The 16,096-nt window shown below is 63.7% G+C and carries 12 protein-coding genes; 6 read left to right on the top strand and 6 right to left on the bottom strand.

The window, feature by feature from the left end:
* Both rbbA and ACVNHC_RS04490 read right to left on the bottom strand, forming a co-directional pair.
* Complete coding sequence (gene rbbA / locus ACVNHC_RS04495; RefSeq protein WP_457166552.1) at positions 1 to 2,766, bottom strand: ribosome-associated ATPase/putative transporter RbbA; 2,766 nt, start codon at positions 2,764 to 2,766, stop codon at positions 1 to 3.
* A 7-nt stretch (positions 2,767 to 2,773) separates the two neighbouring features.
* On the bottom strand, positions 2,774 to 3,757 hold the full coding sequence (locus tag ACVNHC_RS04490) for an HlyD family secretion protein (RefSeq protein ID WP_050471534.1): 984 nt from the start codon (positions 3,755 to 3,757) through the stop codon (positions 2,774 to 2,776).
* A 247-nt stretch (positions 3,758 to 4,004) separates the two neighbouring features.
* Here ACVNHC_RS04490 and ACVNHC_RS04485 point away from each other — a divergent pair, with 247 nt between their 5' ends.
* The 6 genes from ACVNHC_RS04485 to hflX all read left to right on the top strand — a co-directional run bounded on the left by ACVNHC_RS04485 (position 4,005) and on the right by hflX (position 11,914).
* Entirely contained in the window at positions 4,005 to 6,287 is a 2,283-nt protein-coding gene (locus ACVNHC_RS04485; RefSeq protein ID WP_457166551.1) for an ATP-binding protein, read from the top strand.
* A complete protein-coding gene (gene ntrX, locus ACVNHC_RS04480) occupies positions 6,277 to 7,644 on the top strand; it encodes a nitrogen assimilation response regulator NtrX (protein WP_050471532.1) in 1,368 nt (455 codons plus the stop codon). Before ACVNHC_RS04485 ends, ntrX begins: the two co-directional genes overlap by 11 nt.
* Before the next feature lie 42 nt (positions 7,645 to 7,686).
* On the top strand, positions 7,687 to 9,063 hold the full coding sequence (trkA, locus tag ACVNHC_RS04475; RefSeq protein WP_050471531.1) for a Trk system potassium transporter TrkA: 1,377 nt from the start codon (positions 7,687 to 7,689) through the stop codon (positions 9,061 to 9,063).
* A 93-nt stretch (positions 9,064 to 9,156) separates the two neighbouring features.
* Positions 9,157 to 10,023: a D-amino-acid transaminase gene (locus ACVNHC_RS04470; protein ID WP_457166550.1), complete on the top strand. Its 867-nt coding sequence runs from the start codon at positions 9,157 to 9,159 to the stop codon at positions 10,021 to 10,023.
* Positions 10,024 to 10,198: 175 nt separating this feature from the next.
* A complete protein-coding gene (gene hfq / locus ACVNHC_RS04465; RefSeq protein WP_019966324.1) occupies positions 10,199 to 10,456 on the top strand; it encodes an RNA chaperone Hfq in 258 nt (85 codons plus the stop codon).
* A complete protein-coding gene (gene hflX / locus ACVNHC_RS04460; RefSeq protein WP_082205792.1) occupies positions 10,457 to 11,914 on the top strand; it encodes a GTPase HflX in 1,458 nt (485 codons plus the stop codon).
* A 334-nt stretch (positions 11,915 to 12,248) separates the two neighbouring features.
* Here hflX and mazG read toward each other — a convergent pair whose 3' ends face one another.
* The 4 genes from mazG to ACVNHC_RS04440 all read right to left on the bottom strand — a co-directional run bounded on the left by mazG (position 12,249) and on the right by ACVNHC_RS04440 (position 16,017).
* Positions 12,249 to 13,088 carry a nucleoside triphosphate pyrophosphohydrolase gene (mazG, locus tag ACVNHC_RS04455; protein WP_374628231.1) on the bottom strand — a complete coding sequence of 280 codons (840 nt, stop codon included), beginning with the start codon at positions 13,086 to 13,088 and terminating at the stop codon, positions 12,249 to 12,251.
* Positions 13,089 to 13,173: 85 nt separating this feature from the next.
* Positions 13,174 to 14,316 (bottom strand): ABC transporter permease, encoded by a 1,143-nt coding sequence (locus ACVNHC_RS04450; protein WP_457166549.1) that lies wholly within the window; start codon positions 14,314 to 14,316, stop codon positions 13,174 to 13,176.
* Entirely contained in the window at positions 14,313 to 15,215 is a 903-nt protein-coding gene (locus tag ACVNHC_RS04445; RefSeq protein ID WP_457166907.1) for an ABC transporter permease, read from the bottom strand. The genes ACVNHC_RS04450 and ACVNHC_RS04445 overlap by 4 nt, the downstream gene beginning before the upstream one ends.
* Positions 15,205 to 16,017 (bottom strand): ABC transporter ATP-binding protein, encoded by an 813-nt coding sequence (locus tag ACVNHC_RS04440; protein WP_432643849.1) that lies wholly within the window; start codon positions 16,015 to 16,017, stop codon positions 15,205 to 15,207. Before ACVNHC_RS04440 ends, ACVNHC_RS04445 begins: the two co-directional genes overlap by 11 nt.
* Between the last annotated feature and the right edge of the window lie 79 nt (positions 16,018 to 16,096).

Here is a 16,096-nt window from a genome sequence, read left to right as displayed (position 1 = left end):
TCAGCGCTCCTGCCGCGGGAGAAGCAGGGCGCAGGCGGCAAGCACCAGCGGTGCGACCGGGGCCAATGCCCAGAAATTCGCCGAGAGATCCGCAAAACCCAGCCCCTTGGTGAAGGTGCCGACGCTGATGGTCATGAAATGGGTGGTCGGATAGAGCGAACCGATCACCGCACCAGCGCCCGTCAGCGAGGAGACCGGCTGCAGCATGCCGGAGAACTGCACAGCGGGCAGAACCGTGCCGATGGCCGTGCCGAAGATTGCCGCCACCTGCGTCGAGGTGAAGGTGGAGAACAGCAGGCCGATGGCGGTGGTGGCACAGACATAGAGCAGGGCGCCCGCCGTCAGCGTCAGCAGGCTGCCTTTCACCGGCACGCCGAAGACAACCGTCGCCATCAGCATCATCAGTGCGAAATTGACCATGGCGATGGCCACATAGGGAAGCTGCTTGCCCATCAGGAACTCAAGCGGCGTCACCGGCGTCACATAGAGATTGGTGATCGAGCCCAGCTCCTTTTCCCGCACCACCGAAACGGCGGTCAGGATCGCCGGGATAAACACCAGCAGCAGCGCCATCACGGAAGGGGCGATGGCATTGATGCTCTTGAAGTCCTGATTGTAGCGGAAGCGCGGTTCAATGCTGGCAGCGGCAAAGACCGGGGTCTCGCCGAAGCGCTGGCGGTATTGCTCGGCGATGTAGGACTGATGCAGCCCCGTGACATAGCCTGCGATCGTATTGGCGCGGAACGGCATGGAGCCGTCGATGGTGGCGGCAATCTGCGGTGTCTCGCCGCGCAGCAGCGCCTTGCCGAAGCCTGGCGGAATTTCGACGGCGAGTGAAATATCGCCGCTGCGCATCCGCGTCAGGATATCCGCTTCGCTGGTGAGCGGCGCCTGCTCCTTGAAGTAGCGCGAGCCGGACATGCTTTCGGCATATTGCCGGCTTTCAAGGGTCCGGTCATGGTCCAGCACCGCATAGGTGAGATCGTCCACGTCGGTGGTGATGCCGTAACCGAAGACCAGCATCAGCAGCATGGTGCCCGCCAGCGCCACGGCAAGACGCACCGGATCGCGCCGCAGCTCCTTGGCCTCGCGCAGGGAATAGGCCATGAGGCGGCGCTTCGACAGGAAGCCCTGCCGCCGCTTCTGTGGCTTGGCGGGTGGCTCGATAGCCGCAGCCAGTGGAGCCTGCGCCTCTGTTGCCGGTTGCGCGGCAGCGGATGCGCCTTCAAGCGCGCTGATGAAGGCCTCTTCCAGTGTGGCGGCGCCGTAGCTGCGCACCAGCTCGTCCGGCGCGCCGCAGGCCAGCACCTTGCCCGCATGCATCAGGGAAATGCGGTCGCAGCGCTCACCTTCGTTCATGAAATGGGTGCTGAGGAAGATCGTCACCCGGTCCTTGCGGGCCAGATCGATCAAGAGGCTCCAGAACTCGTCCCGGGCAACCGGATCAACGCCGGAGGTCGGCTCATCGAGAATGAGCACATCGGGCCGGTGAACAATGGCAACGGCAAGAGACAGGCGCTGGCGCACGCCAAGGGGCAGGGCGCCGGGCAGGGCATCGGCATGATCCGTCAGGCGGAAGGTCTGCAGAAGTTCATCGACGCGGCCGGGGATTTCCGCTGCGGGCATATGGAAGAGCTGGGCATGCAGCGTCAGGTTCTGGCGCACCGTCAGCTCGCCATAAAGCGAGAAGGCCTGCGACATGTAGCCAACGCGCTTGCGGGTGTTCAGGTTGCGCGCATCGATCTCCTCGCCGAAGAGCCAGGCCTTGCCTTCGCTGGGCGGCAGCAGACCGGTCAGCATCTTCATGGTGGTGGACTTGCCGCAGCCGTTGGACCCGAGAAAGCCGAAGATTTCGCCGCGCCGGATCTCGAAACTGACGTGATCAACGGCGGTAAAACTGCCGAAGCGCTGCACCAGGTCCTGCGCGACGATGGCCGGACCCTCGCCATTGCCTTCATAAGGCGGCACGGTGAGGCTCTGGTGCGGCTGGCTCCTGTATTCCGGCAGCAGGTTGACGAAGGCGGCTTCCAGCGTTGCGGCCTGTCCTTTTTCCTTCAGGTCCGCTGCGCTGCCTTCCGCCAGTATTTTGCCGCCATGCATGGCCACCAGATGGCCGAAACGCTCCGCCTCGTCCATATAGGCGGTGGCCACCACCACGGTCATGCCGGGGCGCGAGGTGCGGATGGTGTCGATCAGCGTCCAGAACTGGCGGCGGGACAGGGGATCAACGCCCGTGGTCGGCTCATCCAGAATGAGCAGGTCCGGATCGTGAATGAGCGAGCAGCACAGCCCGAGTTTCTGCTTCATGCCGCCGGAGAGTTTCCCCGCCGGGCGGTCAAGGAAGGGATCAAGGCCGGTCGCAACGGTCAGCTCCGCAATGCGGCGCTGGCGTTCCCGCCCGTCCTGACCGAAAAGGCGGCCGAAGAACTCCAGGTTCTCCGCAACCGTCAGGTCCATGTAGAGGTTCTTGCCAAGCCCCTGCGGCATGTAGGCGATGCGCGGCAGCACGGCGCGGCGGTGGCGGGCATTGGCCATGTCGCCGCCGAGCGCCTCCACCGTGCCCGTCTGGATCTTGCGGGCGCCGGACAGCAGGGCCAGCAGGGTGGACTTGCCGACGCCGTCCGGCCCGATGAGGCCGATCATGCCGCCTGCGGGCAGGGCGAGCGTCACCCCGTCCAGCGCCCGTGTCTTGCCGTAGAGGTGCGACACGCCGGTCAGACGTGCCACGGTGGAAGCGGGCGAAGCCTGCAAGGGGGCCTGTGTCATGACCGCCTCACCGGGGTGCCGGCAGACGCACCGCCAGGGAATCCGGCCATGCCACGGGCGGCGCCATCATCACATAGGCCTCTCCGGGCAAGCCGGTGCGGACCATCTCGAGATATTCCGTCAGCAGGGCCGGATCGATGCGCAGCTTGACACGGAACATCAGCTTGTCCCGCTCGGAGCGGGTCTCCACCTCGCGCGGGGTGAACTGGGCATCGGCGGCGACAAAGGAGACACTGGCCGGAATCACAAGATCGGGAGCCGCATCCAGCACGATCCGCGCCTCGGCATTGATGAACACACGGCCGACGCTGGCGGTCGGCAGATAGACGGTCATGTAGACGTCGGTGAGATTGAGCAGCGTCAGCACACGGCCGCCGGCTGCCACCACTTCGCCGGGCTCCGCCAGCCGGTACTGCACGCGGCCGGTGATCGGCGCGGTCAGGACGCTGTCGCGGATCAGGGATTCGATCCGGGCCACCTCGGCCTGCGCCGCCGTCACTGTATTGCGGGCATTGGCGAGCTGTGCCCGGGCTGCTCTGAGTGCGGCTTCGGCGGTTTCGCGGGCGGTCTGGCGCTGATCCAGCTCCTGCTGCGAGACATGGCCGTTTTCCCGCAGGGTTATCGCGCGCTGAAGGGACTGATCCGCCAGCTTCAGTTCGCTTTCACGCTGTGCGATCAGCGCCTCTGCCGTATTGGCCGCATCCTCGGCGGCGCTGACCTGGGCCACGGCGCCAGCCTTGCGGGCATCCAGCTCATCCGTGTCAATCCGGGCGAGAACCGTGCCGGCTTGCACCAGATCACCTTCCCGGACAGTCACTTCCAGCACCCGCCCGCCGGTCTTGGCGGCGATCTGAACGGTTTCGGCTTCGATGCGGCCATTCGCCGTAGCGATTTCCGGCGGAAGTGTGGGGCGCGTTGCAAACCAGGCAAAGACAGCCCCTGCAATGACGGCAACAACCGTTGCAACGATCAAAAGGATTTTCTTCGTCATCTTTGCTTCAGCCCCTATGAAAGCAGATCACTGTTCAGCGTATTATTGCAGCTTCACGTCCGTCCAGCTGATTTATGGGCATGCCCCCTATGCATATGCAACGGCGAAGAAGTCCGTAGTGACGCGGACCTGGAAAAGGGCTGGCCGCATTCTTGTCGCATTTAGGCAACAGTGTGTGGTAACAAAGCCGCGCATTTGTGCCGGCGTTGCATTTCTGATTCTTCCCTCCGCCTTGCCTTGAGGACTGATGATACTGGAACGTGACCCGCCCGCGGATTTGGACCAGGGGTCGCGCGGCCGCGCTGGCCGCCGAGCCGGGCTGGCCGTCATGCTGGCCGCTCTCCTGGCGATTTCTGTCACCTTTGCCGTCCTGACGGGTCTGACCCCGATTGCGCCGACGCCGGAAGTCGTCTGGGTCGCGATGATGGTCAATGGCGGGCTTGGCGCTGCTCTGGTCGGTATGATCGGCCGGGAAATCTTCAAGCTGATGCAGGCGCGGCGACGGGGCAGGGCGGCCGCGCGGCTTCATGTGCGCATTGTCGCCATGTTCTCTCTGATTGCCGCCGTTCCCGCCATCCTGATGGCGATCGTTGCGGCAATTACGCTCGATCAGGGCCTTGACCGCTGGTTCGAGCAGCGCACGCGCCAGATCATCGACAATGCCCTGACCGTGGCGCAGGCCTATCTGCAGGAACATGCGCGCGTGCTGCGCGGCGATCTGATCGCCATGTCGCAGGATGTGGATCAGGCCAAGGCCGTCTATGAATTCGAGCCCACGCGCTTTGATGCCTTCTTCGCCGGTCAGGCGCAGCTGCGCGGCATCGTGGCGGCGTTCCTGCTGAAGGCTGATGGCACGGTCGTCACCCGCGTCATCCTGGTGCCCGATGTCAACATCCTGCTGCCGCCGAACGACGTCTATGCCAAGGCGGATCAGGGAGAGGCGGTGCTGATCGCGCCGGGCCGGTCCAATCTGGTCGGGGGCATCGTCAAACTGGATGCCTATGACGGCATGTATCTTTATGTCGCCCGGACGGTGGATCAGCGTGTGCTGGATTACCAGCGCCTCGCCGAAGAGGGGGCGAGTGAATACAGCCAGCTGGAGCGCAGCCGCTTTGGCGTGCAGATCGCCTTCGCGCTCGTCTATCTGGGCGTGGCGCTGGTGCTGCTGCTGTCCGCCATCTGGATCGGCTTCGGCTTCGCCAACCGGCTGGTGTCGCCCATCCGGCGTCTGATTTCGGCGGCGGACCAGGTGTCCAAGGGCAATCTTTATGTGGAAGTGATGACCGAGAAATCGGAAGGCGATCTCGCCAATCTCGGCACCACCTTCAACAACATGACCGGCCAGTTGCGCGGCCAGCGCGATGCACTGCTGGCGGCCAACGAGCAGATCGACCGCCGCCGACGCTTCACCGAGGCCGTTCTCTCCGGCGTCACCACCGGTGTGATCGGCATCGATGATGACGGGGCCATCACGCTCGTCAACCGGTCGGCGCGGGATCTGCTGAGAGTGGAGGAGAGCGAAATCCTCGACCGTCCGCTGGCCGATGTCATTCCGGAGCTGGAGGCCTTCGTCCGCGAAGCCCTGGCGAAGGAAAGCGACCGTATCAAGCAGACGCAGATTTCCCTGCGGATCGGCGGGCGCGAGCGGACGGTGAATGCGCGCATCACCACCGAACTCTCCACCCGGCGCGAGCATGGTTATGTGGTGACGCTGGATGACATCACCGACCTTGTATCCGCGCAGCGCAATTCGGCCTGGGCGGATGTGGCAAGGCGCATCGCCCATGAGATCAAGAACCCGCTGACCCCGATCCAGCTGTCAGCCGAGCGCATCCGCCGCCGTTATGGCAAGAAGGTGGAAGACGACCGTTCGGTCTTTGACCAGTGCATCGACACGATCATCCGGCAGGTTGGCGATATCGGCCAGATGGTGGACGAGTTCTCCTCCTTTGCCCGCATGCGCAAGCCCGCCAAGTCCATGGCGGACCTGCGCAACACGGTGCGGGAAGCCGCTTTCATGCAGAGCGTCGGCAATCCGGAAATCGAGGTGAAGACCGAACTGCCGGAAGAGAGCATCGAAGCCTGTTTCGACAGCCGCCTGATCGGTCAGGCACTCACCAACGTGATCAAGAATGCCGCCGAGGCGATTTCCGGCCGCAGCGGAGACAATTTGCCCAAGGGCCGCATCCGCATCCGGCTGAGCCATGAAAACGGCAAGGCTTTGATCGATGTTATCGATAATGGCATCGGCCTGCCGAAGCAGGAGCGGCAGAAGCTGCTGGAGCCCTACATGACGACGCGCGAGAAAGGCACCGGCCTTGGCCTCGCCATCGTGCGCAAGATCATGGAAGACCACAATGGCAGCATCGAGTTGCTGGACGCGCCGGACCTTGCCCCGGACGAAACCGGCGCCATGGTGCGCCTCATCATTGGACCGCCCGCTGCAGAAGACAGCACGGCGCATGCCGGAAGAGCGCAGTCCGGATCCCAATCAGAGACCAGAGAACAAGTGACGAGCCATGGCCTATGACATCCTGATCGTCGATGACGAGACCGATATCCGTGAGATGATCGCCGGCATCCTTGATGACGAGGGTTATGGCACGCGCACGGCCAGCGACAGTGACACGGCGCTTGCCGCCATCAAGGAGCGGCGGCCGTCCCTCGTGGTGCTGGACATCTGGCTTCAGGGCAGCCGCCTCGACGGGCTGGCGCTGCTGGACGAGATCAAGGCGCAGGACAAGGATCTGCCGGTCGTCATCATTTCCGGCCACGGCAATGTGGAAACCGCCGTTTCCGCCATCAAGCGCGGCGCCTATGACTATATCGAGAAGCCGTTCAAGGCCGACCGGCTGCTGCTGATCACGGAGCGCGCGCTGGAAGCCTCCATGCTGAAGCGCGAGATCCGGGACCTGAAACAGCGCAGCGGCGATGCGTCCCGCTTCATCGGCGAATCGTCGGCCATCAACCAGCTGCGCCAGACCATCGAGCGGATCGCCGGCACCAACAGCCGCATTCTGATTTCCGGCCCATCGGGCGCAGGCAAGGAACTGGCGGCGCGGCAGGTGCATGAGCTGTCGCCGCGCGCCAAGGGGCCGTTCGTCGCCATCAACGCCGCAACCATCACCCCCGACCGCATGGAAGAGGAGCTCTTCGGCATCGAGGACGAAGGTGGCAACCTGCGCAAGGTTGGCGCCCTGGAAGAGGCGCATGGCGGCACGCTCTATCTCGATGAAGTGGCCGACATGCCGCGCGAGACGCAGGGCAAGATCCTGCGGGTGCTGGTGGACCAGACCTTCACCCGCCTTGGCGGCTCCACCCGCGTGCAGGTGGACGTGCGCATTCTCTCCTCGACCGCCCGCAATCTCGAAGAGGAAATCGCCAGCGGCGCCTTCCGCGAGGATCTTTATCACCGTCTCGGCGTGGTGCCGCTGCGCGTGCCGGGTCTGGCGGAGCGGCGCGAGGATGTGCCGATCCTGGTGCGTCACTTCATGGAGCAGATCTCCGCCTCCGCAGGCCTTCCCATGCGCCGCATCGGCGATGACGCCATGGCCGTTCTGCAGACCCACGACTGGCCCGGCAACATCCGCCAGCTGCGCAACAATGTGGAGCGGCTGATGATCCTCACCCGGGCAGATCCCGAGGCCGTGATCACGGCGGATCTCCTGCCTTCGGAAGTCGGCTCCATGGTGCCGAGCCTTCCGGCCAATGGCGGCGGCGAGCATCTGATGTCCATGCCGCTGCGCGATGCACGCGAAGTGTTCGAGCGCGAATATCTTCAGGCGCAGATCAAGCGCTTTGGCGGCAACATCTCGCGCACCGCAGAATTCGTGGGCATGGAACGTTCGGCCTTGCATCGCAAGCTGAAGTCGTTAGGTCTATCGTGAGACAAGCGCCGTGAAAGCGCTTCAAACGGGGACATGTGACCGATGAAGGTCGTCATTTGCGGGGCAGGGCAGGTCGGTTACGGCATCGCCGAACGTCTGGCTGCGGAACAGAACGATGTGTCGGTGATCGATTCGTCGTCCAAGCTGATTGCTGCCATCGGTGATCAGCTCGACGTGCGCGGTTTCGTCGGCAACGGCGCCCATCCGGATGTGCTGGCGCAGGCCGGTGCCGACGAAGCGGACATGATCATCGCCGTCACGCTCTATGACGAGGTGAACATGGTCGCCTGCCAGGTGGCCCATTCCCTCTTCAATGTGCCGACCAAGGTCGCGCGCGTGCGCGCCCAGAGCTATCTCCAGGGCCGCTGGCGCAATCTCTTCGCCCGCGAAAACCTGCCCATCGACGTGATCATCTCGCCCGAGATCGAGGTGGGGGACATGGTGCTGCGCCGCCTGTCGCTCCCCGGCGCGGTGGAGACCATGCGCTTTGCTGATGATCAGGTCGTGGTCATCGGCGTCAATTGCGAGGAAGACTGCCCGGTTGTCGACACGCCGCTGCGCCAGCTGACCGATCTGTTCCCCGATCTTGGCTCCGTGGTCGTCGGCATCAACCGGGGCGGCAAACTGTTTGCACCCAAAAGCTCCGACAGCATGCTGGTGGGCGACCTTGCCTATGTGGTGGCCCGCCGCGATCAGGTGCGCCGAACCCTCGGCATCTTCGGTCACGAGGAACCGGAGGCCACCCGTGTCGTCATTGCCGGCGGCGGCAACATTGGCCTTTATGTGGCCCGCGCCCTTGAGCAGCGCCAGACATCCACCCGTGTGAAGATCATCGAATCGTCCCGCGAGCGCGCTGTCGGCATCGCCAATGAGCTGAAACGCACCGTGATTCTTCACGGCAGCGCGCTGGATCAGGGGATCTTGGAAGAAGCGGATGTGGAAACCGCCGATACCATGATCACGCTGACCAATGATGACGAGGTGAACATCCTTTCCTGCGTCATGGCCAAGAAACTCGGCTGCAAGCGCAACCTGTCTCTGCTCAACAACCCGAGTTATCCGGCCTTTGCCAATGCGCTGGGGATCGATGCCTTCATCAATCCGCGTGCGGTGACGATTTCCCGCATTCTCCAGCATGTGCGCCGGGGCCGCATCCGCGGCGTCCAGTCGCTGCACAATGGCGCGGCGGAGATCATCGAGGCCGAAGCGCTGGAAACTTCGCCGCTGGTCGGCCGTCCCTTGCGGGAAGTTGACCTGCAGGACGGTATCCGCATTGGTGCGGTGTTCCGCAATGGCAAGGTGCTGACCCCCAATGGCGACGTGCAGATCCAGGCGCGCGACCGGATCGTCATGTTTGCCATGGCCAACCGGGTGCGCCAGGTGGAGCAGATGTTCCGCGTCAGCCTTGAATTCTTCTGAACCGCCGGTCAGGATGTGCCGAAAGGGTCCCCTCCCGTACCCGCCTCCCGCCTTGCCCGCCCAACGCTCCGGCCTTTGCCGTAAGGAGTTCTCATGAGCCGCATTGCCTATGTGAATGGACAGTACCTGCCGCACTCTTCGGCCGCCGTGCATGTGGAAGACCGTGGCTATCAGTTTGCCGATGGTGTCTATGAGGTCTGCGAGGTCTGGCAGGGCAATCTGGTCGATGGTCCGCGCCATCTGGCGCGTCTGGAGCGCTCCTGCAGCGAGCTGCGCATCCCCATGCCGATGGAACATAAGCCGCTGACGCTGGTTCTGAAGGAAGTGATCCGCCGCAACAAGGTGCGCAACGGCATTGTCTACATGCAGGTGACGCGCGGTGTGGCCCGGCGCGATCACTTCTTCCCGCTGACGCCCATCGCACCGACGCTGGTGATCACGGCCAAGCCGACGAACCCGGCAGCCTCCGACAAGCAGGCCGAAACCGGTATTGCCGTCGTCAGCCACCCGGAAAACCGCTGGCCGCGCGTGGACATCAAGACCGTTGGCCTGCTGCCGAACGTGCTGGCCAAGCAATACGCCCGCGAGCAGGGCGCCAAGGAAGTCTGGTATGTCGATCAGGATGGCAATGTCACCGAAGGCGGTTCGACCAACGCCTGGATCGTGACCAGGGACGGCGTGCTGGTGACGCGCCCGGCCGAAAGCGGCATTCTGCGCGGCATCACCCGCAGCGTGGTTCTGGATCTGGTTGAGCGCGAGGGCCTGCGCTTTGAGGAGCGGCCGTTCTCGCTGGAAGAGGCCAAGACCGCGCGTGAGGCTTTCGTGACGGCCGCCTCCACCATCTGCATGCCGGTGGTCAGTCTCGATGGGGCTTCGATCGGCAACGGCCATCCGGGAACTGTTGCGACGGAGCTGCGCAAGCAGTTCCACACGGCGACCCATCTTGATGAAATATATTGATGATATGAAATAGTGCTGGGGTAACGGGCGAAACTTGTTGTAAACTTGAACACCGGCGCCCGGTTCATCCGGGAGAGGCGCTTACGTTTGTGTTTTTTGCCTCGCTTGCCGGTCGCACAACAAGAACATGTCAGATGCCCCGGCCGCGGACGACAGAAACAGGATAAGAAGACTCATGGCTGAGCGTGCACAGAATCTGCAGGACACCTTCCTCAATTACCTTCGCAAGCAGAAAGTTCCGCTGACGATCTTCCTCATCAACGGCGTGAAGCTGCAGGGCGTGGTGACGTGGTTTGATAATTTCTGCGTTCTTTTGCGCCGGGATGGTCATTCCCAGCTTGTCTACAAGCATGCCATTTCGACCATCATGCCGAACGGCCCCGTGCAGCTGTTCGAAGGCGGTGAAGAAGGCGCCGAAAAAGCAGGCGCCTGATTGGCTCGCAAGAACAGACAGGCCGGAGAGGGCAGCTCCGGCAACGAATTTGAAGATCAGGACTGGCTGGACGGGGAAGACAGCCGGGGCAGGGACGGTGGCCATGGTGAGCCCGCCGCCCACGGCGGTGAACTTGTCTTCAAGGGACCGTCTTCCCGGGCGCTGGTGATCGAGCCGGTTCTGCCGGAACGGCTTCCCAAGGGCTTTGAAGGCACGCCGCCTCCGACGCGCACGCCCGAGGCGCGGCTGGAAGAGGCCGTCGGCCTGTGTGCTGCCATTGAGCTTGAGATCGTTTCCGCCTCCATCGCGCGCATCCACACGCCGCGCCCGGCAACCCTGCTGGGCCCCGGCAAGGTGGAAGAAATCGCGCGGGCGGCGGAAGAAGGCGATGTGGACGTGGTCGTGATCGACCATGCGCTGACGCCAATCCAGCAGCGAAATCTCGAAAAGGCGATGAAGACCAAGGTGATCGACCGGACCGGTCTGATCCTGGAGATCTTCGGCGCCCGCGCCCGCACCAAGGAAGGCCGCCTGCAGGTGGACCTTGCCCATCTGACCTGGCAGAAGAGCCGCCTTGTCCGCTCCTGGACCCACCTTGAGCGCCAGCGCGGCGGTGTCGGCTTCATGGGTGGCCCCGGCGAAACCCAGATCGAGGCGGACAGGCGCCAGATCCAGGACAAGATCATGCGGCTGGAGCGGGAGCTGGAGCAGGTGCGCCGCACCCGTGACCTGCACCGCAAGAAGCGCAAGAAGATCCCGCAGCCGGTCATCGCGCTGGTCGGCTACACCAACGCCGGAAAGTCGACGCTGTTCAACCGGCTGACCCAGTCGGATGTGTTCGCCAAGGACCTGCTGTTCGCCACGCTGGACCCGACGCTGCGCCGCATCCGCCTGCCGCATGGGCGCGAGGTGATCCTGTCCGACACGGTGGGCTTCATCTCCGAACTGCCGACCCATCTGGTCGCCGCCTTCCGCGCCACGCTGGAGGAGGTGCTGGAAGCCGATCTCATCCTGCATGTGCGCGACATCTCGCACGAGGACAGCGACGCCCAGTCGGTGGATGTGGGCCGCACGCTGGCCGACCTTGGCGTCAATCCGCAGACCGGTGCGCCGGTGGTGGAAGTGTGGAACAAGATCGACAACCTCGATCCCGAGCGCCGTGCAAAGCTGCTGGAGGCCAACGGTCCGGAAGGCGCCATCGCGCTCTCGGCCTTGACGGGAGACGGCATCCCGGCGCTGCTGTCCCGCATTGAGGCCTTCATGGCCGTGGGCGACGACCGCTTCGAGCTTGCGCTCCCGGTAACGGAGGGCGAACTGCTGGCGGGCCTCTACCAGATGGGGGAGGTGCTGGAGCGGGTGGATGGCGAAGAGGTCATCGAGCTGACGGTGCGCATTTCCGACAAGCAGAAAGGCCCCTTCCGCAGCCGCTACGGCGCCTATATCTCCGGGGCGGATTGAGACGCAGAGCAATAGGGGCGGCGGGAAACGGCTGGCGCCTTTATACCAAGGCTCTGAGATGCTGACGCATCACGCCTTGAAAAGGCTCAAACGCCGCACGGGCTTGACCAAATCCCGATGAGTCAAGCTTATCGGGATTGGCATTGCCACACGAACAGCGGTCATCCCGGGCCGAACGCAGTGAGGACCCGGGATCCACTCGCTTGCAGAGCGCTTGAGAGGCTCTCAAGCCAGTTTGCCTGACTGTTTCGGCAAGACATTCACCGCTCTGAGAACGAGTGCTTCCCGGCTCGCGCTGCGCTTGGCCGGGACGACGCTAGGGTGATTAGCCGCCTTACTTTCCCTTCGCGGCCTGCCAGATCTCTTCCATTTCGTCCAGAGTGAGCGCTTCCAGCGTGGTGCCGCGCCGGGCAGCTTCGGCTTCGATGGCGGCGAAGCGGCGGCGGAACTTGGCGTTGGTCCGCTTCAGGGCTGCCTCCGGCTCCACTTCGAGATGACGGGCGAGATTGGCAACGGCAAAGAGCACGTCGCCCAGCTCGTCCTTCACCGCATCGGGCACGGAACCGGTGACTGCTGGCGGTGTATGGTCCGTGAGTTCCGCTTCCAGTTCGTCCAGTTCCTCGCGGATCTTGGCAAAGACCGGGGCGAGCGTGTCCCAGTCGAAACCCACCTTCGCGGCGCGGCGCTGGATCTTCTCCGCTTCCATCAGGGCAGGGAAGGCGGAAGGCACCGCGTCGAGATAGCCGGGCTCTGTGTCCGGCAGGCCCATGGCTGCCCGGCGGGCCTTGCGCTCGGCCTTCTCCTCGGCCTTGATCCTGTCCCACATGCCCTTGGCCATGCCGGAGGAGCGGGCTTCCTCGCTGCCGAAGACATGCGGATGACGGCGGATCATCTTCTTCGTGATCGCCTCGACCACATCGGGAAAGCTGAAGACGCCGTCTTCCTCGGCCATGCGGGCGTGATAGACCACCTGCAGCAGCAGATCGCCCAGTTCCTCGCGCAGATCATCCAGATCATTGCGGCTGATGGCTTCGGCCACCTCATAGGCTTCTTCCACCGTGTAGGGCGCGATGGTTCCGAAGTCCTGCTCCAGGTCCCAGGGGCAACCGGTCACCGGCGTGCGCAGCGCCGCCATGATGTCGATGAGAACGGAGATATCGCGGCCAGGTTTCATGGGAGAATCCGGTAGGGAGGGAATGTCGGGACCCGGACCTTACCGGCTTGCAGGCCCCGCGTGAAGCTGCGGGGCCTGTTTTCGCTCACCCTCTCTGGGACGGGTGCCAGAAGGTGGCCCAGCGCTCCACCGCCGAAACACCTGCATAGAACAGCGAGCCAGCCAGCGCCGCTACGGCAATTTCCGCCCAGACCATGTCGAGGTTCATCCGCCCCACTTCCGTCGAGATGCGGAAGCCCATGCCGACGATGGGGGTGCCGAAGAACTCGGCCACGATGGCGCCGATAAGGGCGAGGGTGGAGTTGATCTTCAGCGCGTTGAAGATGAAGGGCAACGCCATGGGCAGGCGCAGCTTCACCAGCGTCTGGCCGTGGCTGGCCGCGTAGGTGCGCATCAGGTCCTTCTGCATGGCATCGGCCGCGGCAAGGCCCGCCACCGTGTTCACCAGCATGGGGAAGAAGGTCATGATGATGACAACGGCTGCCTTCGACGGCCAGTCAAAGCCAAACCACATGACCATGATGGGTGCGACGCCGATGATCGGCAGGGCCGAGACCAGATTGCCGATGGGCAAAAGGCCGCGTTTCAGGAAGGGCACCCGGTCGGCGATGAGGGCCACGAGAAAGCCCGAGCCGCAGCCCGCCACATAGCCGAAGATTACCGCCTTCAGAAATGTCTGCTGGAAATCGGCCCAGAGTATGGGCAGGGATCCGGCAATGCGCAAGCCGATGGCGGAGGGGGCAGGCAGCAGCACCTGCGGCACGCCGGCGCCAACGGTGATCAGCTCCCACAGGGCAAGCAGCGTTAGGCCGAAGACGAGCGGAATGGCCAGATTGACCACGCGTGCTGCCGTCTTGCCAAGCCCCCGCCAGGCCGACAGACGGCTTGCCAGAAGCCAGGCGGACAGCCAGATGGCCGCCACCAGCGCCCAGAAGCCGGGAGCGGCCTGCCCGCGGTGATGATGCGCAACGCCGATCAGCAGCAGGGCGGATATGGCGGTGACGATGCCGATGGCCACATCACCGATGCGGTTCTGCTGGAAGCCGAGCATGATGCGCACGCCCATGATGGCCATGAGGCTGACTGCGATGGCAACCCGCGGCATTTCGACCACGCCGAGATCCGGCGTGAAGATGAGGCTGGTGAGGCCAATGACGGTGAGAAGCAGACTGGCACCGGCAATGAACGCCGTGCTGCTGAAGGAGGTGCTGTGCCGGGACTGGATCATCGGCTCATCCCCATGCGGCGAAGGGTGATTTTTTCGGCAAGGCCGATGAGGGAAACCAGAAGCCCGGCGAGAACGGCGGCCATGATCAGCGCCGACCAGATCTGCACCGTCTGGCCGTAATAAGACCCGGCCAGCAGCCGCGCCCCCAGGCCTGCGACGGCCCCGGTCGGCAGCTCGCCAACGATGGCGCCAACAAGGCTTGCGGCAATCCCGACCTTCATGGAGGTAAAGAGATAGGGCACCGCATAGGGCAGGCGCAGCTTCCAGAAGGTTTCAAGCTTCGTCGCCGAATAGGTGTGCATCAGGTCCATGTGGATGATTTCCGGCGAACGCAACCCCTTCACCATGCCTACGGTCACAGGAAAGAAGGACAGGTAGGTCGAGATCATGGCCTTGGGCAGAAGCCCCGAAATCCCCACGGCATTGAGGACGACGATGATCATGGGCGCAATCGCCAGGATCGGAATGGTCTGGGAGGTGATCACCCAGGGCATGAGCGACTTGTCCAGAACGCGGCTGTGCACAATCCCGACGGCCAGAAGAATGCCGAGCAGCGTTCCCATGGCAAAGCCGGTCAGCGTCGAGGAGAGGGTGATGCCGGTGTGGTAGAACAGGCTGCGGTTGGAGGTGATGCGCCTGTTGACCGTCGTGTCCCAGATTTCCACCGCCACCTGCTGCGGCGAAGGCATGACGGGCCGTTCCTGCATCATGGTATCGGCCACAAGCTGGGTGAAGGGCACATCCGTCTGGCCGGCGCGGGCATAGATGTCGCGCTGGAACGGAGCATTGAGGGCGACCGTTGCCACATACCAGAGGCCGATGATCGCCAATAGCAGAGTGAGGACGGGCAGGGTGGAGCCCGAAAGAAGCCGTGCGGTTTTGCCCTTGTCAGTCATCATAGGCATGCCCCGCCTTCAGCCCTTCACGCACGCGGTGGGCGATCCTCAGGAATTCCGGGCTCTCGCGCATGTCCAGCGTCCGCTTGCGCGGCAGGTCGCTTTCGATGATGTCATAGATCCGGCCCGGGCGCGGGCACAGAACGACGATCTTGGTGGAGAGATAGACCGCTTCCGGAATGGAGTGGGTGACGAAGACGACCGTCTTGTTCGTCTTGGCCCAGAGCTGGTGCAGCTGGTCATTGAGGTGATCGCGCACGATTTCGTCCAGCGCGCCGAAGGGCTCGTCCATCAGCAGGAGATCGGGCTGAACGGCAAGGGCGCGGGCAATGGACGCGCGCTGCTGCATGCCGCCGGAGAGCTGCCAGGGGTATTTGCGGGCAAAGCCGCCGAGTTCCACCAGCTCCAGCACCTCGGCAATGCGCCTGCGCTGCTCCGCCCTGGCAAGGCCCATGATTTCCAGCGGGAGAGCGATGTTCTTCTCGATGGTGCGCCAGGGATAGAGCGCGGCGGCCTGAAACACATAGCCATAGGAGCGGTCGAGGCGGGCATTTTCCGGCGTGGTGCCGTTGACGCTGATCTCGCCCGAGGTCTTCTGCTCCAGATCGGCGATGACGCGCAGCAGCGTGGTCTTGCCGCAGCCCGAAGGGCCGATGAAGGAGACGAAGTCGCCCTTGGCAATGTCAAGATTGATGTTCGACAGGGCATGGACCGGCCCGTCATTCGTCTCGAAGGTCAGGCACAGATCCTTCGCCGAAATCACCGGCTGGGAGGCGGCTGGCCGCTCAACTGCTCCACTCGTCACGTTCATCGTTCCCCGCTGTTGCTACCTCTCCGCCGCCGGATTTTTCCGTGTCACGCAGAGTGTTTTTTTGCCTGTCTGT

The organism is Pannonibacter sp. Q-1 (genome assembly GCF_054073275.1).
This window is presented reverse-complemented; position numbering and strand designations above follow the sequence as displayed.

Bases quoted from the DNA above. Each gene is read 5' to 3' on its own strand.
- ntrX (WP_050471532.1), top strand. From the start codon at position 6,277: ATGGCCTATGACATCCTGATCGTCGATGACGAGACCGATATCCGTGAG.
- ACVNHC_RS04445 (WP_457166907.1), bottom strand. From the start codon at position 15,215: ATGATGACTGACAAGGGCAAAACCGCACGGCTTCTTTCGGGCTCCACC.
- hfq (WP_019966324.1), top strand. From the start codon at position 10,199: ATGGCTGAGCGTGCACAGAATCTGCAGGACACCTTCCTCAATTACCTT.
- ACVNHC_RS04485 (WP_457166551.1), top strand. From the start codon at position 4,005: ATGATACTGGAACGTGACCCGCCCGCGGATTTGGACCAGGGGTCGCGC.
- rbbA (WP_457166552.1), bottom strand. From the start codon at position 2,766: ATGACACAGGCCCCCTTGCAGGCTTCGCCCGCTTCCACCGTGGCACGT.
- ACVNHC_RS04490 (WP_050471534.1), bottom strand. From the start codon at position 3,757: ATGACGAAGAAAATCCTTTTGATCGTTGCAACGGTTGTTGCCGTCATT.
- ACVNHC_RS04450 (WP_457166549.1), bottom strand. From the start codon at position 14,316: ATGATCCAGTCCCGGCACAGCACCTCCTTCAGCAGCACGGCGTTCATT.
- mazG (WP_374628231.1), bottom strand. From the start codon at position 13,088: ATGAAACCTGGCCGCGATATCTCCGTTCTCATCGACATCATGGCGGCG.
- trkA (WP_050471531.1), top strand. From the start codon at position 7,687: ATGAAGGTCGTCATTTGCGGGGCAGGGCAGGTCGGTTACGGCATCGCC.
- ACVNHC_RS04470 (WP_457166550.1), top strand. From the start codon at position 9,157: ATGAGCCGCATTGCCTATGTGAATGGACAGTACCTGCCGCACTCTTCG.